Annotated in this window: 27 protein-coding genes and 1 pseudogene; 15 read left to right on the top strand and 13 right to left on the bottom strand. The window is 37.9% G+C overall.

What is annotated here, in order from left to right; genetic code table 11:
* Nucleotides 1-141 precede the first annotated feature (141 nt).
* Entirely contained in the window at nucleotides 142-2,244 is a 2,103-nt protein-coding gene (locus tag AC6I5C_RS00555) for a S46 family peptidase (RefSeq protein ID WP_497903448.1), read from the top strand.
* 53 nt (nucleotides 2,245-2,297) lie between these two features.
* Here the strand turns inward: AC6I5C_RS00555 and AC6I5C_RS00550 are convergent, their stop codons facing one another.
* Together AC6I5C_RS00550 and ahcY are read right to left on the bottom strand one after the other, a co-directional pair.
* Nucleotides 2,298-2,771 (bottom strand): very short patch repair endonuclease, encoded by a 474-nt coding sequence (locus tag AC6I5C_RS00550; protein WP_497903447.1) that lies wholly within the window; start codon nucleotides 2,769-2,771, stop codon nucleotides 2,298-2,300.
* Nucleotides 2,772-2,889: 118 nt separating this feature from the next.
* Nucleotides 2,890-4,206, bottom strand: a complete 1,317-nt coding sequence (gene ahcY / locus AC6I5C_RS00545; protein WP_497903446.1) for an adenosylhomocysteinase — start codon at nucleotides 4,204-4,206, stop codon at nucleotides 2,890-2,892.
* A gap of 130 nt (nucleotides 4,207-4,336) precedes the next feature.
* On the opposite strand from ahcY, the gene AC6I5C_RS00540 reads away from it, so the two are divergent.
* From AC6I5C_RS00540 to AC6I5C_RS00505, 8 genes and pseudogenes are all read left to right on the top strand, one after another.
* Nucleotides 4,337-4,963, top strand: a complete 627-nt coding sequence (locus AC6I5C_RS00540) for a 4'-phosphopantetheinyl transferase family protein (protein ID WP_497903445.1) — start codon at nucleotides 4,337-4,339, stop codon at nucleotides 4,961-4,963.
* A 3-nt stretch (nucleotides 4,964-4,966) separates the two neighbouring features.
* The gene (locus AC6I5C_RS00535) at nucleotides 4,967-5,731 is read left to right on the top strand and encodes a phosphoglycerol geranylgeranyltransferase (RefSeq protein WP_497903444.1); all 765 of its coding nucleotides are present in this window, start codon (nucleotides 4,967-4,969) and stop codon (nucleotides 5,729-5,731) included.
* Nucleotides 5,732-5,777: 46 nt separating this feature from the next.
* The gene (locus AC6I5C_RS00530) at nucleotides 5,778-6,038 is read left to right on the top strand and encodes a thiamine-binding protein (protein WP_307901196.1); all 261 of its coding nucleotides are present in this window, start codon (nucleotides 5,778-5,780) and stop codon (nucleotides 6,036-6,038) included.
* Nucleotides 6,022-6,567, top strand: a pseudogene (gene pnuC / locus AC6I5C_RS00525) (nicotinamide riboside transporter PnuC); the annotation flags it as partial. The gene AC6I5C_RS00530 and the pseudogene pnuC, both read left to right, overlap by 17 nt.
* Nucleotides 6,568-6,656: 89 nt before the next feature.
* Nucleotides 6,657-7,178, top strand: a complete 522-nt coding sequence (locus AC6I5C_RS00520) for an AAA family ATPase (RefSeq protein ID WP_497903443.1) — start codon at nucleotides 6,657-6,659, stop codon at nucleotides 7,176-7,178.
* On the top strand, nucleotides 7,178-8,743 hold the full coding sequence (locus AC6I5C_RS00515; RefSeq protein ID WP_497903442.1) for a DUF4301 family protein: 1,566 nt from the start codon (nucleotides 7,178-7,180) through the stop codon (nucleotides 8,741-8,743). The genes AC6I5C_RS00520 and AC6I5C_RS00515 overlap by 1 nt, the downstream gene beginning before the upstream one ends.
* A complete protein-coding gene (gene arfB, locus AC6I5C_RS00510; protein WP_497903441.1) occupies nucleotides 8,733-9,143 on the top strand; it encodes an alternative ribosome rescue aminoacyl-tRNA hydrolase ArfB in 411 nt (136 codons plus the stop codon). Before AC6I5C_RS00515 ends, arfB begins: the two co-directional genes overlap by 11 nt.
* A gap of 286 nt (nucleotides 9,144-9,429) precedes the next feature.
* The gene (locus AC6I5C_RS00505) at nucleotides 9,430-11,619 is read left to right on the top strand and encodes a TonB-dependent receptor (RefSeq protein ID WP_497903953.1); all 2,190 of its coding nucleotides are present in this window, start codon (nucleotides 9,430-9,432) and stop codon (nucleotides 11,617-11,619) included.
* Between the two features lie 76 nt (nucleotides 11,620-11,695).
* On the opposite strand, the gene AC6I5C_RS00500 is transcribed toward AC6I5C_RS00505, so the two are convergent.
* Complete coding sequence (locus tag AC6I5C_RS00500; RefSeq protein ID WP_497903440.1) at nucleotides 11,696-12,127, bottom strand: Rieske (2Fe-2S) protein; 432 nt, start codon at nucleotides 12,125-12,127, stop codon at nucleotides 11,696-11,698.
* A gap of 248 nt (nucleotides 12,128-12,375) precedes the next feature.
* Between AC6I5C_RS00500 and greA the strand changes: the two genes are divergently transcribed.
* Together greA and AC6I5C_RS00490 are read left to right on the top strand one after the other, a co-directional pair.
* The gene (gene greA, locus AC6I5C_RS00495) at nucleotides 12,376-12,852 is read left to right on the top strand and encodes a transcription elongation factor GreA (RefSeq protein ID WP_497903439.1); all 477 of its coding nucleotides are present in this window, start codon (nucleotides 12,376-12,378) and stop codon (nucleotides 12,850-12,852) included.
* Nucleotides 12,853-12,940: 88 nt separating this feature from the next.
* Nucleotides 12,941-13,330: an HIT family protein gene (locus AC6I5C_RS00490; RefSeq protein WP_497903438.1), complete on the top strand. Its 390-nt coding sequence runs from the start codon at nucleotides 12,941-12,943 to the stop codon at nucleotides 13,328-13,330.
* A gap of 4 nt (nucleotides 13,331-13,334) precedes the next feature.
* Here the strand turns inward: AC6I5C_RS00490 and AC6I5C_RS00485 are convergent, their stop codons facing one another.
* The gene (locus AC6I5C_RS00485; RefSeq protein WP_497903437.1) at nucleotides 13,335-13,688 is read right to left on the bottom strand and encodes a hypothetical protein; all 354 of its coding nucleotides are present in this window, start codon (nucleotides 13,686-13,688) and stop codon (nucleotides 13,335-13,337) included.
* 10 nt (nucleotides 13,689-13,698) lie between these two features.
* Nucleotides 13,699-14,850 (bottom strand): sensor histidine kinase, encoded by a 1,152-nt coding sequence (locus tag AC6I5C_RS00480; RefSeq protein ID WP_497903436.1) that lies wholly within the window; start codon nucleotides 14,848-14,850, stop codon nucleotides 13,699-13,701.
* A gap of 121 nt (nucleotides 14,851-14,971) precedes the next feature.
* Between AC6I5C_RS00480 and AC6I5C_RS00475 the strand changes: the two genes are divergently transcribed.
* From AC6I5C_RS00475 to aat, 3 genes are all read left to right on the top strand, one after another.
* Nucleotides 14,972-15,841, top strand: a complete 870-nt coding sequence (locus AC6I5C_RS00475; protein ID WP_497903435.1) for a flavin reductase family protein — start codon at nucleotides 14,972-14,974, stop codon at nucleotides 15,839-15,841.
* Nucleotides 15,842-15,894: 53 nt separating this feature from the next.
* Complete coding sequence (locus AC6I5C_RS00470) at nucleotides 15,895-16,269, top strand: DUF3127 domain-containing protein (RefSeq protein WP_076662936.1); 375 nt, start codon at nucleotides 15,895-15,897, stop codon at nucleotides 16,267-16,269.
* Between the two features lie 317 nt (nucleotides 16,270-16,586).
* Complete coding sequence (gene aat, locus AC6I5C_RS00465) at nucleotides 16,587-17,213, top strand: leucyl/phenylalanyl-tRNA--protein transferase (RefSeq protein WP_497903434.1); 627 nt, start codon at nucleotides 16,587-16,589, stop codon at nucleotides 17,211-17,213.
* A 50-nt stretch (nucleotides 17,214-17,263) separates the two neighbouring features.
* Here aat and AC6I5C_RS00460 read toward each other — a convergent pair whose 3' ends face one another.
* Nucleotides 17,264-17,827 carry a DNA-3-methyladenine glycosylase I gene (locus AC6I5C_RS00460; protein WP_497903433.1) on the bottom strand — a complete coding sequence of 188 codons (564 nt, stop codon included), beginning with the start codon at nucleotides 17,825-17,827 and terminating at the stop codon, nucleotides 17,264-17,266.
* 92 nt (nucleotides 17,828-17,919) lie between these two features.
* Here AC6I5C_RS00460 and AC6I5C_RS00455 point away from each other — a divergent pair, with 92 nt between their 5' ends.
* The gene (locus AC6I5C_RS00455; protein ID WP_076662939.1) at nucleotides 17,920-18,537 is read left to right on the top strand and encodes a thioredoxin family protein; all 618 of its coding nucleotides are present in this window, start codon (nucleotides 17,920-17,922) and stop codon (nucleotides 18,535-18,537) included.
* A gap of 277 nt (nucleotides 18,538-18,814) precedes the next feature.
* Here AC6I5C_RS00455 and AC6I5C_RS00450 read toward each other — a convergent pair whose 3' ends face one another.
* The 7 genes from AC6I5C_RS00450 to AC6I5C_RS00420 form a co-directional block, all read right to left on the bottom strand.
* Nucleotides 18,815-19,504 carry an ATP-binding cassette domain-containing protein gene (locus AC6I5C_RS00450; RefSeq protein ID WP_497903432.1) on the bottom strand — a complete coding sequence of 230 codons (690 nt, stop codon included), beginning with the start codon at nucleotides 19,502-19,504 and terminating at the stop codon, nucleotides 18,815-18,817.
* Nucleotides 19,501-19,776: a hypothetical protein gene (locus AC6I5C_RS00445; RefSeq protein ID WP_497903431.1), complete on the bottom strand. Its 276-nt coding sequence runs from the start codon at nucleotides 19,774-19,776 to the stop codon at nucleotides 19,501-19,503. The genes AC6I5C_RS00450 and AC6I5C_RS00445 overlap by 4 nt, the downstream gene beginning before the upstream one ends.
* 67 nt (nucleotides 19,777-19,843) lie before the next feature.
* Complete coding sequence (locus tag AC6I5C_RS00440; RefSeq protein WP_497903430.1) at nucleotides 19,844-20,308, bottom strand: hypothetical protein; 465 nt, start codon at nucleotides 20,306-20,308, stop codon at nucleotides 19,844-19,846.
* A 300-nt stretch (nucleotides 20,309-20,608) separates the two neighbouring features.
* Nucleotides 20,609-21,442: a YARHG domain-containing protein gene (locus AC6I5C_RS00435; RefSeq protein WP_497903429.1), complete on the bottom strand. Its 834-nt coding sequence runs from the start codon at nucleotides 21,440-21,442 to the stop codon at nucleotides 20,609-20,611.
* Nucleotides 21,443-21,611: 169 nt separating this feature from the next.
* A complete protein-coding gene (locus AC6I5C_RS00430; protein ID WP_497903428.1) occupies nucleotides 21,612-22,040 on the bottom strand; it encodes a GNAT family N-acetyltransferase in 429 nt (142 codons plus the stop codon).
* 57 nt (nucleotides 22,041-22,097) lie between these two features.
* Nucleotides 22,098-22,754, bottom strand: a complete 657-nt coding sequence (locus AC6I5C_RS00425; protein ID WP_497903427.1) for a hypothetical protein — start codon at nucleotides 22,752-22,754, stop codon at nucleotides 22,098-22,100.
* A 28-nt stretch (nucleotides 22,755-22,782) separates the two neighbouring features.
* The gene (locus tag AC6I5C_RS00420) at nucleotides 22,783-23,232 is read right to left on the bottom strand and encodes a hypothetical protein (protein ID WP_497903426.1); all 450 of its coding nucleotides are present in this window, start codon (nucleotides 23,230-23,232) and stop codon (nucleotides 22,783-22,785) included.
* Nucleotides 23,233-23,245: the final 13 nt, after the last annotated feature.

The raw sequence follows: 23,245 nt of genomic DNA, 5'->3' as shown, positions 1-23,245 counted from the left end.
CTTCAAAATCTAAGTTTTTTTGTGTTAATGAAATATAGGGATGTTCTCTTTTTGTAAGCAAGTTCTTGCGTTAAAGGTTTGATAAAGAGCTCTTGGTTTTCAAAAGGGTTTCTTAAATTTGCGCCTCTTAAAAACTTACTTATGAAATATTTCAAGATACTCTTACTCTTTATCACGCTTCAGGTAACTGCCCAACAAGGGGGGATGTGGATTCCGTCACTTTTGGAAGGAATGAACGAAGCCGAAATGGAGTCTTTAGGAAGTAAACTGACCGCTCAGGATATTTACGATGTCAACAGTTCCAGTCTAAAAGATGCCGTGGTGCATTTCAATGGTGGGTGTACTGCTGAGGTGATTTCTCCAAAGGGATTGATCCTAACCAATCACCACTGCGGATATGGACAAATTCAAGCACACTCTTCTTTGGAAAATGATTATTTGAAGAATGGATTTTGGGCCATGAGCTTGGAAGAAGAATTGCCAAACAATGATCTTTATGTAGAATTCATTGTAAGAATTGATGATGTGACCGAGCAAGTTTTGGCGGGAACCAATGCAGAAATGTCTGCCAAGGAATTACAGTCTTTAACCGATTCTAATAGTAGCAAAGTGCTCAAAGACGTGAAGAAAGAAGATTGGCAGAGAGCAAAAATAAAGTCTTTTTACAAAGGAAACCAGTACTTTTTGTTTGTAACAGAACGTTTCGAGGATGTGCGTTTGGTGGGAACACCTCCAAACAGTATTGGTAAGTTTGGTAGCGATACAGACAATTGGGTGTGGCCTCGCCATACCGGAGATTTTTCTATGTTTAGAATTTACGCCGATCAAAATAACCGCCCGGCAAAATACGCAGCAGACAATGTGCCTTACACGCCTAAACACTATTTACCGGTGTCCTTGGACGGGGTTTCCGAAGATGATTTTACCATGGTATTTGGGTTTCCAGGACGCACCAATGAGTATTTACCAGCAGTGGCAGTTGAGCAGATTGTAAAAAAAGTGAACCCAAGTAATATTGCTATTAGGGAAGCGGCTCTAAAGGTGATTGATGGGTATATGAAAAAGAATGACGAAATACGAATTCAATATGCTTCAAAGCAAGCTAGAATTGCCAACTATTGGAAAAAATGGATTGGTGAAAATCTAGGCTTGGAAAAAAGTAATGCTGTAGCCATTAAACGTAATATGGAGGCTGAGTTTACAAGTCTTTTAAAAGAGAAGGGCCTTGTTGAGCAGTATGGAAATGTTTTGCCTCAGTTGGAACAATTATATGCGCAGATTGAAGCTGTTAATGTTAAGCGTGGAAATTTCAATGAGATTTTTAAGCGTAATAATGAGCTTATGGATATTATGTTCAGATTGGACCAAATGGAGCGAGCTGCAGCGAAAGGAGAGGAAGCTTTTGATCGTTCAAGAGATATCGTTGTAGATAAGTTGGTCAGTATTTATAAGGATTTTAATGCAGATGTAGATCAAGGTGTTTTTGAAGCCATCATGCCTTTGTATACCCAAAATGTGGATGCCACCATTTATAAAAACACAAGTTTCACCGATTTAAAATCGGCCATGAAAGTGTTGGATGGCGATGCTAAGGAGGTTATTAAAAAACTGAATAAGGATAAGGCTTATAAATATGCGAAACCTTTTATTGAAGAATATTACAGCTCTTTAGATCCTGATTTTAATGCCTTGAATGCTGAAATTAATAAATATCAAAAGCTGTACATGAAAGCCTTGATGGAGGTAATGCCTGATGAGCGTTATTTTCCGGATGCCAATAGTACCCTTCGTGTGACTTATGGAAAGGTGAAAGGGTATGAGCCTAAGGATGCCGTGTATTATGATCCTATCACCTATTTGGATGGTGTGATGGAAAAATATGTGCCGGGTGATTATGAGTTTGAGGTTCCTGAAAGATTACGAGAATTGTATGCAAGCAAAGACTATGGTAATTACGCTGATAGCACTGGGAAATTACCGGTTTGTTTTATCGGGACGAACCATACCACTGGAGGGAACTCAGGAAGTCCGGCTTTGGATGCCCATGGCAACTTGATAGGCTTGAATTTTGATCGCGTATGGGAGGGAACCATGAGCGACATTTATTATAGTCCTGAAATTTGTAGAAACATTATGGTGGACGTCCGCTACATTTTATTCGTGATTGATAAATATGCGGGAGCCTCGCATTTAATTGAGGAAATGACGCTGGTACACCCTAAGCAAGAACAAAACCTAAACTAATAATGAGCCCTTTCAAATTTGAAAGGGTTTTTTGTCTTATTTATTGAGTTTGCCTACCAATCATTCCGGCCTGTAGTGATATAGACTAAAACATCATTGATGCATTGGTCCAGGTTGGTCTTGATTTCATGTGTCCAAAACCTGAAAACGGTAAAACCCATGGCTTCCAAGGCTTGGTTTACTTGATAGTCTCGCTGCATATTGCGTTCTATCTTAGGAATCCAAAACTTGCGGTTGCTTTTTATCTGATCCTTTCGTTCGTCCCAATTGTAGCCATGCCAAAATTCCCCATCAATAAAAATGGCAAGGTTATATTTTTTGATGGACACATCGGGTTTGCCAGGTAGGCTTTTGCTATCCACTCTGTATCGGACATTTTTTTGCCAAAGCGCTTTCCTAAAGCGCAGCTCTGGATTGGTGTTTTTGCCACGAATACGACTCATAATCTTGGAGCGTTTTTTAGTGGTGTAAAACCCTGCTTCCTCACTAAAACGAGGCACTTTAATATTGTCTTCTGGATATGCCATGACGTCTAAGGAATATACGGAATTTTAAGGAGATATTTGGGGCTGAAACATTCAGCCTAAAACAAAAAATCCCAAACCTTGAGGCTTGGGATTTGTATTATAAAGAATTTGAATTCTCTTAGTATCTATAGTATTCTGGTTTGAAAGGACCTTCAACTTGTACACCGATATAATCGGCTTGGTCTTGTTTCAACTCAGTAAGTTCCACACCAATTTTGGCAAGGTGCAATTTGGCAACTTTCTCATCTAAATGCTTAGGCAACATGTATACTTTGTTTTCGTAAGCATCTTTGTTGGTCCAAAGTTCAATTTGTGCCAAAGTTTGGTTGGTAAACGAGTTACTCATTACAAAACTTGGATGTCCAGTCGCACAACCAAGGTTCACCAAACGTCCTTCTGCTAAAAGGATAATATCATTTCCGTTGATAGTATATTTGTCAACCTGAGGTTTGATTTCAACTTTTGTTGCTCCATGATTTGTTTTCAACCAAGCAACATCAATTTCGTTGTCAAAATGCCCAATGTTACATACGATGGTTTTATCTTTCATAGCTTCAAAGTGCTCACCACGAACGATGTCTTTATTTCCAGTTGTGGTAATTACGATATCAGCCTTTCCAACAACAGTTTCCAAACGTTTTACTTCGTATCCATCCATAGCTGCCTGTAAAGCACAAATAGGATCAATTTCAGTCACAGTTACAATACTTCCGGCACCTCTAAAAGAAGCGGCAGTCCCTTTACCTACATCTCCATAGCCACATACCACAACACGTTTTCCGGCTAACATCACATCGGTAGCACGACGAATAGCGTCAACCGCACTTTCGCGACATCCGTATTTGTTGTCGAATTTAGATTTGGTTACAGAATCATTCACGTTGATAGCAGGCATTGGCAACGTTCCTGCTTTCATGCGCTCGTACAATCTGTGAACTCCAGTAGTCGTTTCTTCACTTAAACCATTAATACCTTCAACCAAATGTGGGTAACGGTCCAATACCATATTGGTAAGGTCTCCACCGTCATCCAAAATCATGTTAAGCGGTTGGCGGTCTTCACCAAAAAATAAAGTTTGCTCAATACACCAATCAAACTCCTCTTCGGTCATGTTTTTCCAAGCATAAACAGCCGTTCCCGCAGCGGCAATAGCAGCAGCAGCTTGATCTTGGGTAGAAAAAATGTTGCAAGAACTCCAGGTAACTTCGGCACCAAGGGCTTGAAGGGTTTCAATCAAAACAGCCGTTTGAATGGTCATGTGCAAACATCCAGCAATACGAGCACCTTTAAGCGGTTGAGTCTCTTTGTATTCCTCACGTAAGCTCATCAATCCAGGCATTTCTGCTTCTGCCAATTCAATCTCTTTGCGTCCCCAGTCAGCCAATGACAGGTCTTTTACCTTAAATGGCTCGTACGCCACAGTTTTTGTATCCATGTTTTATGTTTTTCTAGTGTTATAAGATGACACCTTTGGCAATACTCCCTAAAATGGTTAAATTCGCTTACCCAAAGTGGCATTGCTTTTTAAGCGGTGCAAAGATAACCAATAACTTTCAGAAAAGTAAATGCCTCTATATAAAACCCTTAATCCTAGTGCACAAACTTCTGTTAAAATCTGGAAGATAACAGAGTCCTATCAGGAGTTGTTTCAGCCTGTTACCCTAAAACCGGAAAGTTTAAAGCGTGTGCAAAACATGAAAAGTGAATTGCACCAGCGAGGGTTCTTAAGTGTACGCCATTTACTAGCTGAGTTTGGCTATACTGACGAGGATTTGTTTTATGACGAAAATGGGAAACCTCATTTAAAAGATGGAAAGCATATTTCTATAACCCATTCTTTTACCTTTTCTGCCGTAGTGGTAAGTGATGATGTGGTTGGGATTGATATTGAAAAACAGCGGGAAAAAATAGGGGTGATAGCTCATAAGTTTATGGACTATGAGTTTAAGTATTTGAAGAATACCGAGGCCGATTATATCAATAAGCTTACAGTGATTTGGTGTGTTAAGGAGTCTTTGTATAAGCTTTTTGCTACCCCAGGATTGAGTTTTTTGCAGCATACTTTGGTGATTCCGTTTATGATGAATGATGGCGAAACCACGGCGTGGATAGATTATAAAAACAAAAAGAGCCGCTATCACGTGGCGTTTTTGGAATTTGAAGGATTTACCTGTGCTTATACACTTCCGTAACTGATGATTTATAAGGATATTTTAATAAGAAGCGCTGCAGGCGAACGATTGTTGGCAGTGTTGTTGGACCCCGATAAACTCCAAATTGATAGAGTCGCCAATTTGATAGAGAGGATTAATAAATCTATCGCTACCCATATTTTTGTAGGCGGGAGTGAAGTTGATGAACATGTCACGCCAATTTTGGTGGCAGAGATAAAGAAGCATACTCTTTTGCCAGTAATCATTTTTCCTGGAGATGTATGCCAAATTTCAGAACAGGCAGATGCCCTTTTGTTTTTGTCCTTAATTTCGGGAAGAAACCCCGATTACCTTATCGGGAAACAAGTGCAGGCGGTTCAAAAGTTGAGAGAGGCCAATTTGGAAATCATCGCTACAGGCTATTTACTTATTGAAAATGGGAAGGAAACAGCGGTCCAGCGCGTGACGCATACTTTGCCAATGTCAAAAGATAATGTTCAGAATATTGTAGATACGGCCAAAGCAGGGGAACTGCTGGGGATGAAACTAATCTATTTGGAAGCAGGTAGTGGCGCTTTACATCCTATTGATGCCGATATTATCAAGAAAGTAAAAGAGGATTTAAGGATTCCTTTGATTGTTGGAGGAGGCATTAGAAATATGGAAGCCTTAGCTCAAGCCTATAATGCAGGTGCCGATATGGTAGTGATTGGAACAGCTTTTGAACAAGATGAGACCTTTTTTGAAAGACTTCAGCAAAAAGAAAATATTCTAGAAACACCAAAACCGTTGAACGGATTTGGTTGAATAAAAACATAACTCTAAATAAATCCTATTAGGGAATTAAAACACCATGAAAATTTCAGTAGAACTAACATTGACACCGCTTCAAGATAACTACGAACCGGCTATTATTCACTTTATAAAAAAACTGCGAGCTTCTGGGCTTACCGTTTTGGAAAACCCTTTGAGCACTCAAGTGTATGGCGATTATGATGAGGTAATGAGCTTACTAACAAGTGAAATCAAGGAAGCTTTTGAGTTGATAGAAAGAGGATTGTTGTACATGAAAATTGTGAAATCCGATCGTCACGACTATGAACCACATTTTTGATTTTTTCATAGATCCCTATCGTGGTACTCCTGCACTGTTTATTGTGTTGGAGGCCATTGCCTTTGTCTTCGGGATTTTAAGTGTTTACTATGCCCAGAAGGAAAATATCTTGGTGTATCCAACGGGTTTGGTGGCAACGGTAATCACAGTTTTTCTATTGTACAAGGCGGGATATTTGGGAGACATGATGATGAATTTTTATTATTCAGTCATGAGTATTTACGGATGGTGGAACTGGGCCAGAAAAAAAGAAGACAAGCATGTGGTGGCTATTTCCAGAACCAATACCAAAGAAAAATTAATAGGAGGTGGCATGTTTTTGTTGACAATGTTGGTAACTTATTTGGTCTACACGGCTTATGGTTACCAATTGGAAATTCCTAACTATATAGACATTTTTACTTCGGGAATTTTCTTTACAGCAATGTGGTACATGGCTATCAAGAAACTGGAAAATTGGACCCTTTGGATTTTCGCCGATCTAATTACCGTACCATTGTATGCCTATAGAGGTTTAGGGATATTATCGTTACAGTACCTCATTTTTACATTTTTAGCAATTCAAGGATATCGCCAATGGAAGCGAAGCTTAGACAACAAGATTCAAACTGCATAAAAGTGGTACTTTTTGGGCCCGAATCTACAGGGAAGACGGTATTGGCACAACGCTTGGCAAAGCATTACGATACGCTTTGGGTTCCTGAATTTTCACGGATTTATGCTGAAGAAAAAATGAAAAAGGGAGAACAACTCACTGAAGAGGATGTGCTGCCTATTGCCATAGGGCAAATAAAACTAGAAAATGAACTGACGTCAAAGGTTGAAAAACTATTGATTTGTGACACCGATTTATTGGAGACAAAAGTTTATAGTTCAATGTATTATGATGGTTTTTGTCCTGAAGTTTTGAATAAAATAGTTGGAAAGAATCAGTATAATCTTTATTTTTTGACTAATATTGATGTACCGTGGGAAGCGGATGACATTCGTGACAGACCTAATGAAAGGGAGCACATGTTTCAAGCTTTTGAAACGGCTTTAAGAACACATAGCAAACCATATGTTTTACTTAAGGGTTCTGAAGAGGAACGCTTTAACGTTGCGGTGAAGCATATTGATAATCTATTAAAACAGACTTGATGAAATTTTCTGAAGCAGATTTAGAACAGATAGAAAAAAAGGGACTCACCCCTAAAAAAGTAAAACAACAGATTAAAATTTTTAAAAACGGACTCCCGTTTACCCATCTTATTGCGGCGGCCACTATTGGAAAAGGCATTACTAAGCTTACTGCAGAGGAAGAGGCGGCCTATATAAAGGTTTTTGAAGATAAAAAGAATGAAAGTGAGCTGTTAAAGTTTGTGCCTGCTTCTGGAGCTGCTACCAGAATGTTCAAGTTTTTATTCCAGTTTCAGCAGGATTATGATCCTGAGACTGAAAGCTTGAATTCCTATATCAACAATACCAATGCTAAGGATCTTTCTTTATTCTTTCTAGGACTTAAAAAGTTTCCATTTTATGATGAGGTCATGGCAAAGCTTTTGGAAACTTATCCCGATTACAACCAAAAGTCGAGGGACGAAAAGGCTTGGTTGTTTGTAAAGGCTATGTTGGATGAGGATATGTTGGACTACGGAAACTATCCAAAGGGACTGTTGCCATTTCATGAGTATAAAAACAAGGTGATTTCAACAGCTTTTGAAGAGCATTTGTTTGAAACCGCTCTGTATTCTTCTGATAATTGTAAGGCAAAATTACACTTCACCATTTCAGAAAAATATAAAGACAAGTTCAAAAGTGAGTTTGAGAGAATTCAACAAAAGGTAGAAACTAAAACAGGTGTTAAGTTTGAAATTTCCTTTTCCTATCAAAAAGAATCTACAGATACCATTGCGGTAACCCCAAAAAACAAGTTGTTTAGGGAAGAGGATGGCTCTTTGTTGTTCAGACCTTCTGGGCATGGTGCGCTTATTGAAAACCTAAACGACCTTGAAGCCGACGTCATTTTTATGAAGAATATTGACAATGTGGTGGTGTATAAATACAAGGAAGAGGTAGCTAAGTATAAAAAAGTACTGGCAGGAATTTTAATGGAACTTCAAGAACAGGCCTTTACCTATCTAAGAAAATTGGATGAAGACAATCTAGAAGAGAAGGATCTTAAGGAAATTGCCAAATTCTTGAGCAAGAAAATGGATGTCAAGATTTCTCCAGAATTCAAGAAATATAAGTCTAAATATCAAATAGAGTACCTTCAGGAAAAACTAAACCGTCCTATCCGTATTTGTGGAATGGTGAAAAATGAAGGAGAGCCTGGAGGGGGACCTTTTTGGGTGAAGAATGAAGATGGTGTAATTTCTCTTCAAATTGTGGAATCTGCCCAAATCAATATGAAGGACAAGGCTCAAAAATCTATTTTAACGAAATCGACACATTTTAACCCTGTGGATATTGTGTGTAGTGTTAAGGATTATAAGGGTGAAAAATTCAATTTGACCAAATATGTCGATCCTTCGGCGGCGTTTATTACCGAAAAGACCAAAAACGGGAGAAACCTTAAGGCATTGGAGCTTCCAGGGCTTTGGAATGGAAGTATGGCCAATTGGAACACCGTGTTTGTGGAGGTGCCATTGATTACCTTTAATCCTGTAAAAACGGTGAACGATTTGTTGAAAGCACCACACCAAGTTCTTAATGGACATTAATCAGGAAGCACTTATTTCAGAACTGACCTTTAAGGCAGTTCGTAGTTCAGGATCGGGAGGGCAACACGTTAATAAAGTAGCTACTAAAGTGGAGTTATTTTTTGATGTGATGGCCTCCAAGGTTTTGGAAGAAAATGAAAAACAACGGGTGCTTGACGCGCTTGCCAATAGGGTAAACAAGGGGCAGGTTTTGGTATTGTATAGTGACGATAGCCGGAGTCAATTCAAAAACAAAAACCTTGTCATCCAGAAGTTTTTGAACTTGATTGAGGAGGCTTTAGAGGTGCAAAAGGAGCGTGTGCCGACCAAAATTCCAAAAGGCGTCAAGAAAAAGCGACTTCAGGACAAACGGAAACAGTCTGAAAAAAAGAGTTTTAGGAAACCACCTAGCTTGAATTGAAAATATCTTTGTTTAGGTAGGTTAATTCTCTATTCTTCCCTAAATTTGCAGCGTTCTCAAAAAGGGGTGCCTAATATCGGCTGAGATCATACCCATTGAACCTAGAACAGGTAATGCTGTTTAGGAATGAAGCGTTAAAAATGTCTGCAGGCATTTAGTACTGGTTAACCATTAGTAAGGTATTAAGTTTTAACGTATGGTAATAGAAGCATTTGCTTCAAAATCTATTGTAAAACAACAAAAGAATAATGACCTCTTTTTATTCGATTATGATTTTTTAATCGATATGAAAAAACTATTTCTTTTTTTAACACTTTTGGTGCTATCAGTCACCGGAAAAGCACAACAACAACAACAAACAAAAGATTCTACCGAAGTTGAAAAACTGGACGAAGTTCTGGTAAAGGCCGTTAGGGTAGAAGCTACATCTCCAATCACACATTCCAATGTTACCAAGGAGCAGCTTGAAAAGCGCAATTTAGGTCAGGACATTCCTGTGCTCTTAAATTATTTGCCGTCGGTGGTAACGTCTACCGATGCAGGAGCCGGAATTGGATATACCTATATTCGTGTACGTGGTATTAATGCCCAATCTACCAATGTGACCATTAACGGGATTCCTTATAACGATGCCGAATCTATGGGAACCTTTTGGGTGAATTTAGGTGATTTTGCCTCTTCAGTAGAAAGTTTACAGTTACAACGAGGCGTGGGGACTTCCACCAACGGTTCTGGGGCTTTTGGAGCTAGTATTAACGTGCTGACCGATGCCGTTTCGAAAGAAGCGAGTGCCGAAATTTCCAATTCCTTTGGAAGTTATAACACACGCAAACATACGGTGAAGTTCAGTACTGGATTAATGAACGATCATTTTGAGTTTGCAGGGCGTTTGTCGAAAATTAAATCGGATGGCTATATCGACAGAGCCTCTTCCGATTTGCAATCTTATTTTTTGCAAGGGTCTTATGTAGATGAAAATACCTTGATTAAAGCCTTGGCTTTTGGAGGAAAGGAGAAAACCTATCAGTCTTGGAATGGTTTGGAGGATTTGGACCTATTGGAAAATGACAGAACTTTTAATACGGCAGGAATGTATTTTGACGCCGATGGAAACATGCATTTTTATGACAATGAGGTAGATGATTACAAACAAGACCATTACCAACTGCATTGGAACCAACGTTACAATAACCATTGGTCTACGAACTTGGGACTGAATTATACTTATGGCCGCGGGTTCTTTGAACAATATAAGGAAGATGAAGATTTTGCCGATTATGATTTGGCAGAAATTCAAATTGGAGGTGAAACCATCAATACCACAGATTTGATTCGTCGGCGTTGGTTGGATAATGATTTTTATGTAGTAAATGCCAATGTCAACTATAAAAATGATGCCCTAAATATGACTTTGGGGACTTCGTATAGTTTTTATGATGGTGACCATTTTGGAGAAATTATTTGGGCACAGTATGCAAGTGACAGTGAGATAGGAGACCATTATTACGATGGTAATGGAAAGAAAGGCGATTTTAGTGTGTTTGCCAAGGCTACCTATCGATTTAATGAGAAGTTGAGTCTTTATGGCGATGTTCAGGTTCGAAATGTAGATTATACGGTAACGGGTTTGACATCTGATAGAGTGCCTTTTAATGTGGATGAAAATTATACGTTTTTCAATCCAAAAGCTGGAGTGACCTATAAGATGAATGACTATAATAACTTGTATTTCTCTTATGCTAGAGCCAATAGAGAACCTAACAGAGACGATTTTGAAAACAATGCCACTGTAAAACCTGAGCAGCTTAACGATTTTGAATTGGGTTGGAGACACGACGCTCAAAAACTGAGATTGAATGTGAATGCTTACTATATGCTATACAACGAACAATTGGTATTAACTGGTAACCTGGATGATGTAGGAAACCCTATTAGAACCAATAGTGGCGATAGTTATCGTTTAGGATTGGAAGTGGAAGCAGCCGTAGCCTTGTCTAAAAGGTTTTCCATTCAGCCTAACTTTACTTTGAGTTCCAATAAGAACAAGGAAACCTTTGCTTCCATAGATGGAGAATTGGTCAACTTAGGGAAAACAAACATCTCTTACTCCCCAGAGTTTATTGCGGCTAATGCTTTAGTGTTTCAACCAATGTCCAGCCTACAAATGTCTGTATTGAGTAAATATGTAGGCGAACAATTTATGGGGAATACCGATGCTGAGAATTCAAAATTGGACAGCTATTTTGTAAACGATTTCAATATTACTTACGAGCTAAAAACGAAATCAATCTTTAAATCTATTTTGTTTACAGGATTGGTGAACAATATTTTCAATGAAAAGTATGTGTCTAATGGGTATTACTACACTTATGATGATACTTGGTCCGATCCAAACCAAGTAACCACCATTGAAGGTGCTGGGTATTATCCTCAGGCTACCACTAACTTTTTGTTGGGAATGACCTTGAAATTCTAAAAACGCTATTTTTTAAAACTAAAAAGCCAAAACGACACTTCAGTTTTGGCTTTTTTTATTTTGAAAGGATATTTTTTTAATTGTAGACGTACAGCATGTTGCCACTTTGTTCCACTACATACATTCTCAGGCCGCAGGGCAATTCGGAGTTGTAAAGTGGTTGTCCTGTAATCAAGCTATAGGTGTTGGCATCGGTACAGCCACAAACACCTTCAATGCCATCAATGCTCAAAGTTGAACAATTGCTCACAGCATGGTTGGGGTCGGCAGCATCAAAAGCCATAAATCCAAAACCTGTATTCACCACAAAAAAACCTCCAACACCTCCTTGATTGCCCACATACACAGGATTGCTTGGAAATTGCAATTGGCTGTACTGTGGTAAGTTCATATTCAAAGACGCATTCACACCAACATTGGGTAGGAAATTGCATTCGTTTTGGTCGTCGTTACCACCACAGGCTACCAATAAAGGCAGTAGGGTTAAAAAGGTCATTAGTTTTTTCATAGCTATAAAATAGAAGTGCAAATTACGATAAAATTAAGGCTTTCTGTAGGCCTTGCATATGAGCTCTTTAAAAATTTAACGAATAATTATAAAGTACCACCTACTTTGAACTCCCATTTTTTTAGTTACCTTTAGACCTAGTTAACATTTAAAAAAATTGTGTAAATTTGTATGTAATCTCGTGCTAGCGGGATTTTTTTTATGCTGAACGAACTTCGGCTACAGTTTACAATTTAAATAATGAAGTTATGAGTAAAGTATCTTATTACACTGCGGAAGGACTGAAGAAATTGAGAGATGAGTTAAGACAACTTAAGGATATAGAACGCCCAAAAGCCTCTCAAGCTATTGCTGAAGCAAGGGACAAAGGAGATTTGAGTGAAAATGCCGAATATGATGCCGCTAAAGAGGCGCAAGGTTTATTGGAAATGAAAATTTCTAAGTTGGAAGATATTTTGGCAGGTGCACGTTTGATTGACGAATCGCAATTGGATACCTCTAAGGCATTAGTGCTTTCAAAAGTGAAAATCAAAAACCAAACCAACGGTATGGAAATGACTTATACCTTGGTTGCTGATGGAGAAGCCGATTTGGCCTCTGGTAAAATCTCTGTAAACTCTCCAATTGGTAAAGGGTTATTAGGGAAATCTGTTGGAGAAGTTGCAGACATTCAAGTACCAAATGGTGTTATGAAATTTGATATTCTAGAAATTTCAAGATCATAGGCGGTCTCTATAGACCAGTTTAAAATTTAAGTAAAAGATTCCCGTTCTGCGGGAATCTTTTTATCTTTAAATCTAATTCTGAATGACCATGACATCAATATTTACAAAAATTATTAACGGAGAGATTCCTTGCTATAAAGTTGCTGAAACTGATGAGTTTTTGGCATTTTTGGACATCAACCCTAATGCAAAGGGACATACTTTATGTATTCCAAAAAAGGAAGTTGATAAGATTTTCGATTTGGACGAAGCTACCTATATGGGTTTAATGGCGTTTTCAAGGCGAGTAGCCATTGCATTGGAAAAGGCGGTTCCTTGTAAACGCGTGGGTGTCTCGGTGATTGGTTTGGAAGTGCCTCATGTGCATGTACACTTAATTCCGTTGAATAGAATGGATGATGCCCGTTTTCTTTCCAAAGAAGCCTTGCAACCTGAAGAATTTGAAGCAATTGCCAAGGCTATTGCCTCACATTTATAGTTTGTCAATTTTCAAAAACGCCAAACACGTATAGGATAATAGCCAAAATGAGCAAAAGGTCTAAGGCAATAAGTATCCATGATAATTTGGTGAGTTTCACAGACCTTGGTTTGGCCGGAGTGGCACGCTGTTGGTAGGCGAATACCTGCTCTATTTCATGGGTCCATTGGACGGGATAGATTTCGGTATTGCAGGTATGGCAATAGAGCGTATGGCTAGTGTCTTTGGTGACGGCTTTGTAAAAGACGTTTTCCACCAACTTTTGCTTAAAGGTTAAGTGTAGGCCTTTTTTGGAATAGCACTCGGGGCAATTGTTGTTAAGGTCAACTTCTTTTAGGGTGAAAAATGATGCGCTCATAAACTCAAATTTACGAAAGAATTTTTAAACTTATCTGCATGGTCGTACCCTTACCGATTTCGGAGTGTAGGACCTTTATTTTGCCGTTATGGTAATCTTCTACAATGCGTTTGGCTAAAGATAGCCCAAGTCCCCAACCCCGTTTTTTACTGGTGTAACCAGGTTCAAAAATTTGATGGAACTGTTGTTTGGAAATTCCTTTTCCCGTATCTGTAATATTTACTTTTACATGTTTGGTGTCCTGTTCTATGGCAACACTTAATTTGCCTTTGCCCTTCATGGCGTCGATAGCATTTTTTACCAAGTTCTCAATGGTCCAGCTGTAAAGTTGCGAGTTGAGATCTACAAATATTTCATCATTTGGAACGGTGATGTCAAAATCAATCAGTTTTGAAGAACGGGATTTTAAATAGGCATAACTATCTATGGTTTCCTTCACAATATCGGTTTTGGTAAGGGTGGGCATAGAGCCTATTTTACTGAAACGCTCTGTTATGGTTTGAAGGCGTTGTACGTCTTTTTCCATTTCCAAAATATAATCTGGATCGACGTTTTCCGACCTTAAAATTTCTATCCATCCTACAAGTGAAGAAAGTGGGGTGCCTATTTGGTGGGCCGTTTCTTTGGCCATTCCGGTCCAAAGTTTGTTTTGTTCGGCATTTTTATTGCTTCGGTAGAAAAAATACACCACGGCGCCAAACAAAAAGATGATAAGCAAGAGGGCTAGTGGATAATATTTTAGTTTATTCAACAATGGTGAATTTCCGTAGTATAGAGTTGAAAGTACCTTGTCCTTGTATCGAATTTCAATGGGCTGGTTTTCGCTTTTAAATTTTTCAATTAGCGATTGGATGTATAAAGAATCCTCAGCCTTAGTTTCATCAATGTTGTTATAGGTGATACCTTCCAAGCTTACCAAAATCATAGGGGTTGTGGTATTACTTTTAAGGATTTCCAATGGTAATTCACCTACATTGGATTTTAAATCGGTAACCTTGCTTACTTCTTCCTGTGCCAATGACCAATTTTCCATCTTGGTGCGTTCTTCTGCCTTGAAGTTTTGAAAGAAAATATACGTATTCCAAAGGATAAGGGAAATAGTGACAAAAGATACTACGATGATGGTCCAACGTAAAATGTTTCTATTGGTAGATAAGGCCATTCTAAAATTTTTGTAATTCTAAATATAATGGAATTCTGTTAATAATATTGTGCTTAAGGTTTTCAAATCATTTTTATTACTTTGGTAATATGGTTACATTTGCCTCAAATCAATTATGCCAATGATCTCATTTGACCCAAAGGACATGCCTACTGCAAAAGTACATGGGTATTTGTTAAGTGCTGTGGCACCAAGGCCTATTGCATTTGCGAGTACCATTGACGAGGAAGGCAATCCTAATTTATCGCCTTTCAGTTTTTTTAATGTGTTTAGTGCCAATCCGCCTATATTGATTTTTTCACCGGCGCGAAGAGTTAGGGACAATACAAATAAGCATACCTTAGAGAATGCAGAAGCGGTAAAGGAAGTGGTTATTAATGTGGTGAATTTTGATTTGGTACAACAGGCTTCCTTGAGCAGTACCGAGTATGGTAAAGGTGTCAATGAGTTTGAGAAAGCTGGGTTGACCATGTTGAAATCAGATTTGGTAAAGCCTTTTAGAGTGGCCGAATCACCAGTGCAATTTGAGTGCAAGGTGAATGACATTGTGAAGTTGGGAACAGGGGGAGGTGCCGGAAACTTGATAATCTGTGAAGTCGTGAAGTTTCATATTTCTGAAGAAGTGTTGGACGACGATCAGCGTATCGATCAAGAGAAATTGGATTTGGTGGCTAGAGCAGGTGGTAGTTATTACAGCAGGGCCAGAAATGGTTTTTTTGAAATACCTAAGCCATTGCAAACTTTAGGACTTGGTGTGGATGCGCTTCCAGAAGAAGTCAGAAATAGCATGATCTTGACAGGGAATGATTTGGGAATGTTGGGGAATGTGGAGCAGCTGCCTTTTCAGGAGGATATTGCAGCTTTTTTAGAGGATATTAGTGAGCGTTACCCCAATGTAACGAGCATGACACATCGGGAAAAACACAAATTAGCGCAAAACTATTTGAGTTTTGGGGATGTGGCAAGTGCTTGGAAAGTACTACTATCATAGCGGTAGTTTAGATAAGATTTAGAAATTACAAATAAGAATAAATAGTAAGAAGAATGGAAATTCAGGGAAAAATTAAAATGATTGGGACAACCCAAAGTTTCGGAAGCAGCGGGTTTAGAAAAAGAGAGATTGTTATTACTACAGACGAACAATATCCACAACACATTATGGTGGAATTTGTACAGGATAAAACCGACTTATTAAATTCTTACCAAGTAGGGCAGCCCGTAAAAATCAGTATCAACCTTAGAGGTAGAGAATGGGTGAATCCACAAGGTGAAACTAAATATTTCAACTCTATTCAAGGATGGCGTATCGAAGCAGCACAGGCTGAAGCTTCAGGAGGTATGCCTCCAATGCCACCTGCAGATGCTTTTGAACCAGCAGGAAACTTGAATGAAGATGAGCATGACGATCTTCCTTTCTAGGAATTGTCTAAGAATTTTAGATGCAATACAGAAACCCTACTTTTAAAAAGTGGGGTTTTTTGTATGTAGAAATCAGTAGCCGATTTAAATTCCTGAAAGCTCAAAAAAAGAATGTAATTTTAGGAGCAAGCCATAAAAAAAGCCCTGGGAAACCCAGGACTTTAGTATTGTGGTTTTAGGTGCGGCCTAAATAAAAAGTAATTATCAAAATGCAATGAATAATAAGTAATTTATTATGCAGGCCATTTCAAAATTGATAAAAATTATTGGTTTTTGAAAGGAAAGTTGTGTGAATATTCACGAAAACGTTGTAGTAGATGGTAAGTGTTCTTACAAATGAAATAAATTTTCCAGACGTTAGGGAAACCTCACCAGAAGGGCTTTTGGCCATTGGGGGTGATTTATCTGTAGAGCGTTTGTTGTTGGCCTATCGGAATGGTATTTTTCCGTGGTTTGATGACGACGATCCCATTCTATGGTGGTCGCCAGACCCACGATTTGTACTCTTTCCTGAGCGTTTAAAAGTCTCCAAAAGTATGAAGCAGGTGCTTCGGAATACAGATTTTGTGGTGACGGTGAATAAGGCCTTTACTGAAGTTATTTCCTCTTGCTCCAAAATCAAGAGACATGGACAGCCTAGTAGCTGGATTACCCAAGATATGATTGCCGGTTATACGGCCTTACATGAATTGGGCTATGCGAAATCAGTTGAGGTATGGCAGGATGATGAATTGGTAGGTGGTCTTTATGGCGTTGATTTGGGTAATGGGGTGTTTTGTGGTGAAAGCATGTTTTCCAAAGTTAGCAATGCCAGTAAAGCTGGCTTCATCACCTATATTCAAAACACCAATTATAAATTGATAGATTGCCAAGTGTATACCAACCATCTGGAAAGTTTAGGTGCTGAGGACATGGCTAGAGCGGAATTTGTGAAATATCTGTAAGCAGATGAATGAAAATCTTATTTAGAAGTAAGTAAAACATTTTACTCCTTTCAAACCTCATTATACCTAAAACATTTGGTCTCATGATCGTTTACCATACCTGTGGCTTGCATATGGGCATACACAACAGTAGAACCTACAAACTTAAAGCCTCTTTTCTTTAAATCTTTACTAATGGTATCGCTCAATGGGGTAGTGGCTGGAGCCGTTTTATAGTGTTCTATTTTGTTGGTAAGGGGGTGGCCATCTACAAATCCCCAAATGTACTTGCTAAAGCTTCCAAATTCATCCTGTATTTTCATAAAGGCCTGGGCATTGGTAATAGTGGCTTTTACTTTCAATCTATTTCTAATGATGCCGGCATCTTGAAGCAGTGCTTCTACCTTATCATCATTGTATTGTGAAATGGTTTTGTAATCAAAATTATCAAAGGCATTTCTAAAGTTCTCACGCTTTCTAAGGATGGTTATCCAGCTTAACCCGGCCTGAAAGGTCTCCAATATCAAAAACTCAAAAAGCTTGGTATCATCATACACAGGAACGCCCCATTCTTCGTCATGATAGGTCTCATAAAGTGGGTCTCCTAGGCACCATCCGCATCTTTGTTTTTCCATAGTGATTTTGTTGAAAAATGAGCTGTTTAATGTAACAACAGTTACCTAAAAATAGGCATTTTAGCCTTAATTTTGTCAAAAAATTTTAGAGTATGAATATATCACAAATTAACAGAGTAGACGAGATTGTCAAAGCGAGCTTGACACATAGTATGAACTATGAACAATATCGTGAAAAGGTCAAGGACTTGGTAGCTCAACAAGCTACATCAGGAGAGGACCAATCGGAAGACCGTGTTAATTTTACAGTACTCAACGACCGCCGTATGAAGCGGTGGGACAAGACCATAAAAGTGCCCCAAGATATTCAAGAAGCTGTGGCGAAATTCCAAACTAAGGTAACTTGGCTGGTAATCACCGAAAGTTGGTGTGGGGATGCTGCACACGTAGTGCCTGCCATTAATAAAGTAGCCGAACTTAATGATAACATTTCTCTGAAGTTGGTCTTTAGAGATGAGAATGAAGCCTTAATGGATGAATTTTTAACCAATGGTGGTCGTTCCATTCCAAAATTGATCATGGTGGAAGATACTACTGGTGAAGTGGTCAGTACCTTTGGACCAAGACCCGAAGCTGCCACACAATTGGTGGAAGCTTACAAGGCTGAACATGGCGCATTGACTCCTGAATTTAAGGAAGAGCTGCAGGTTTGGTACAATACCGACAAAGGACAGTCTGTTATCAGTGATTTGGTACGGTTATTGCTATAAGTTTGGCAAGAGTCCACTTATTATATAGGTTGGATGTGTAACATAACCGTAATTGAATTTTTGATGATGACAACAATAGTAATAACAACTACAATACTCCTGATACCTGTTTTGGGTTTAGGAATTTATAAAACAAGAAAACAATTGGTGCCTCAAAGAGTACCTGTAAAACATAACGACAATAATAATAGGTTTTAATTAGATTGGTTAATATGTGTGAAAAAGCCTCGCAGTGATGTGGGGCTTTTTTTAATGTTTTGTTCTTGAAGTTGTTAATTTATTGATGTAATTTTTCAATGTTTTCAAACGTTCCTTCAGACATATATCCCAAGGTTACCAGTTCTTTAAGGTCCTGTAATGATTTTAGGAAACCGTTTTGTAAATACACAATACGGTCTGCCAATTGTATGACATTTTCATAATCGTGGTCTGTGATGATAAAGCCTTTGGACGATTTCAGTCCATTGATGTACTCAATTACATAGGTTTTCATAATAGGGCTCAGTCCATTAAAGGGTTCGTCTAAGAGCACAAATTTGGCATTGGAATGTACCATCAGCAAAATTTCAACAATTCGTTTTTCGCCACCGCTTAACTGCTGGTTCTGCTTATATAGTAACGGTTGTATGTACTCATTTTCAAGTACGGCTGCTCTGTGTTCTTTAGCAAGAAACAAATGAATTAAAGATTTGATGGCAATATTGTTGGGTAAAAAGTTGTCTTGAGGCAGGTAATTGATCAATCGTCTGCCGTCGGCCACGCTTTTAATAATAGTGTTACCTATTCTTATAAATTTAAAATCGGCTTTTTCGATACCAAAAACAATTTTGAGCAAGGTAGATTTTCCTGAGCCATTGCGTCCAATCAAACCAACCGTCTCCCCTTTTTTACAGGACATATACACATCACTTAGGATGACCTTGGTGTCATAACTTTTTGAAACACTGTCTATGTGTAGATGGTTCATACAATCGACAGTATTACAAGGTTGATCAGGCAAATACCTATGGTCGACCCCCACAGAGTGCGCTTGCTCAAACCTAGATTGTAGTAATAATAGTATTGTTGTTTGTCTTTAAGATCGTAGAAGAAGAATTGCATCTGCGGAGCCGTAAACAAAAAGCACCATCCAATGGTTGCAGGCTCCCCTCCAAACAAAAGCCCTAGTACAATGGCAATGGCATAGGCTAGAAAGAAATGTGGTTTTTGGAATAACAAAAGGTTTTTTAGGAGTCTCAAGCTATAAGTATGGTATTACTTTGGTTGATATAATTTATAGGGCAAAAGGGTTTGAAAAGTTAGGTATTCAATATTTTAATTCCAAATCCAGTTGTTTGCCTTCGGCTTGTGCTTTTTTGTCCTTTTCGGAGCCAATGGCAATCCCAATGGCCATACCAATAGGAAGTCCAATGCCTAAGAAGGCCATATTGTGAAGACTGGTGCCAAAAACCACTCCCAGCGGAATACCAAACACTGCAATCCCAATAGCCAACCATTTTTGTTGGTAATAATTTTTAGGCACTAAATGCAATTCTTTCTCTAGCAATTCCACAATCTTGGTCTGACACTTTTTTAGTTGTGACCTTAGGGTTTTATCATTGTCGGAGAGAGCATTTAAGGATTCAATGTAGGTGTTGATGGTGTGTATAATAGCTTCTGGAAGGTCTCTTTTTTGCAATTCGTTAAGGAGTTTGCCAAACTGGACATAGGCCCGTTCCAGTTTAGGGTTGTCCTGAATCGAGGTTCTTATTTTAAGAGAGGTAAGAGTCATTTAAAATGTATTGATGAGCTATCTTAATCTGGGTATAATAGCGCTATGGCCGTACTTGTATAAAGTTACTAAAAGCATAAGTAATGGGGCTTTTTTATGAGGAAAAAAATAAGTGTATTCAACTAAAAGTACACCGTGCACTTAATTAATAAATCTAAAAGACTTCATAAAAGTATCTATATTTCTGTTATTTGGTTGGTTTGGTATCTATGTTAGTGAATAAAATTTAGACTAGAATGAAACTGAAGTTTTCTGTAGTTACAATTTAGATATAAACGAACTTAAACACTTTAATCTCCTTTAATTGAACAATTCGTATATTACTTTTTCCTTATTCAATTTAAAGGTTAATTCTTTTTTTAATTGGCATTCGTCTTCATACCAGGTTGAGACAACTATCAAATCATCTTTTATCTCGAAGTCCAATAGCAATGGGAATTCATCAAAATCGCAATGTGCTCCTTCAGGTAAGAAGTTTTGCTCCCAATTGATGGGGAACACGGTTGTCATATCTAAAGGAGTGATGTCCATATGGCTGTATTCGTAAAAGTTCATTATTTCACTATCTCCAGCGGAGTCTTGAGTTAGGATTAAAGACTTGGTATTGTCAATTGGAATTTCGAACAACTGCCAACTCCCATCAACTACCTGTACAAATAGGTGATTGTCATCAATAAATCGCTTCTGCATCATCCCTGAATTGTCATTTATTAAGTAACCAACATTTTCGCAATTTATCACGTAAGCAATTCTTTCCTGTTTTGGCCATCTCCAATAGGCCATTGATGCATTAGGTATTTCGGGTAGTAGATTGAGAATTTCAAGTCGCTTTTTATTTAATTTCTTTGCGTTTTCTACTTCTTTTATAAAATTCACTTTGGCTTCCTCATCTGCTGTTAACGAAATTTCTTCAATAGTCTTGGTGCCCCTGTACCAACTGAATTGGCTAAAGTGTTCCCTTAGTTCTTGGTTGTTAAATATGTAACCTGCCTTAGCGTAAAACTCATTTCTTATAAGCTTTAATTCGGTTAAGGACTTACTGTACATTTCATTTCTATACTCATAGTCTATCTCTTCTTGGGCATATATAAAGTGGGTAATTATCAGAAAGCATAGGGGCAATAGTCTTTTCATAAGGATCAATTATAAATGTAATTTTTGAATAGGGTTATAATGTTCAAATAGCTCTTTTATGGTGGTTGTTTTTTTAAATCACTATGATTGGATCTTATCCGAAAGAGGTGAATGGTTGGTTTAAATATTTATATCAAAGGTAGCGTTAACATAAGTAGCACCATTTGTTTTACATTGTATTGTTGACAATATTTCTTAGCTTTCGTTCCATTAATTTCTCATTATTTTCAATTTTTTTGAAACCATACTTTTCATAGAGACCATGCGCATCAGTGGTGGCTAACTTCCAGTTTTCAACATGTTTCAAGGTTGGATAATTTATGATGCAATCCATTAATTTTTTGGAATATCCTTTGCCTCTTTCTTTTTCAGTAATAAAAACATCCATGACATAGGCGAAAATGGTAAAGTCTGTCACTATTCTAGCGAAGCCAATCTGTTTACCATTACTATAGACTCCAAAATTTAAAGAATTGTCTATACTCTTTTGGGTTTGTTCTAGGGTTCGTCCTTTTCCCCAATAGGCATTGGAAATAAAATCGTGTATAAACGTCACGTTTAGCTTTTCTTTTTCGGTATCAATTAATATGTCTTCCATTTTTGTTTTAAGACTTTTGCAAAAGCGATGCGACCAGCAGGATGTTATATAGCGTTGTCAAATAATTCTTTTAGCTATGGCTTCAAAGGGGGCTTCGGGAAGGCCATATAGAATAACTTTATCTTCATCGATTTCCTTAATGGGGATTAGTGATATTTTTGTGGTGCCAAAATATATGGCAATCAATAGTGTTTCATCTATTTTTTCCAAAAACATTTTCCTTCCGGTATAGTCTGTTTCCTTTAACATTTCAAGGCCTTCGGGTTGATCTAATATTTTATTGAATTCAATAACCATTTTTCCTTTGTCGCTTTCAAATCTGTATTTCATAAGTTGTATTCTGTTTTCCGAAATTTTTGCTTCCGTAGGAAGTAACCTCACATAATCTTGTTCAAATATTTTGTCTTCAATTTTAGTTGGCAAATGGTTGACTACGTCATCAGTTTTAGTTGGCAAAAGGTTGACCACTGTATGTTTCGTTCCTTTTCTAAAGAAACGTATGCAATTTGGGTTTATGAATTGGAAGTCTACTTTGGCTATTTTTTCAGAATAGGTTTCGATCTTTTTTTCTTTTAGGAATAATGAATATTCATTGCTTTCCAAAACGAAATATACTATCTCATCATCTGTGAAAACAATGATATCGATGTCTCGGAATGGTTTAAACGGGCTTACGTTGATCCATTTTCCATCGGTTTTAGGACTTAATTTCATTAAAATGTTTAGGCTATTTAGTATTGTGTCATAATTGTTTCTCCATATCCATTTTAAAAACTATTGGAATCAGTGTGAATAAAGAATAAAATGAGTCTTCTGGTCCATCGTAAACAAATTTGTAAACTTTTCCAATAGGGTATACATAGTTGTTATCACTTAGTTTAATTCCCCAATTTCCACTTTGGTTTTCCCAATTTCCACCATATGATTTTATAATACTTTCTCCTAAATAGGCTCCGACTTGGTTGATTAGTTCTTTTTGCGTCTTCTTTTCTTGGTTTCCGAGCCAAGCTTCAACATCTTTAATGGACTCTTTAGTGAAGTCTGTTTTTATGCCTTCCTTGTTTAATGTTTCAATAAGTGTGTTTGACAATTTTTTTAAATATTGTTCATTGGAAATTGTTTCTGATTCCGCACAAGAAAAAAAGAACATTAAGCATAATACTACTGAGATAAGTTTACTTGGGTATTTCATGGTTTTCGGTTGG

The sequence above is a fragment of the Mangrovimonas sp. sgz306409 genome (assembly GCF_059735265.1).
The sequence above is the reverse complement of the archived record's forward strand: the minus strand, read 5'-3'. Positions and strand labels throughout refer to the sequence as shown.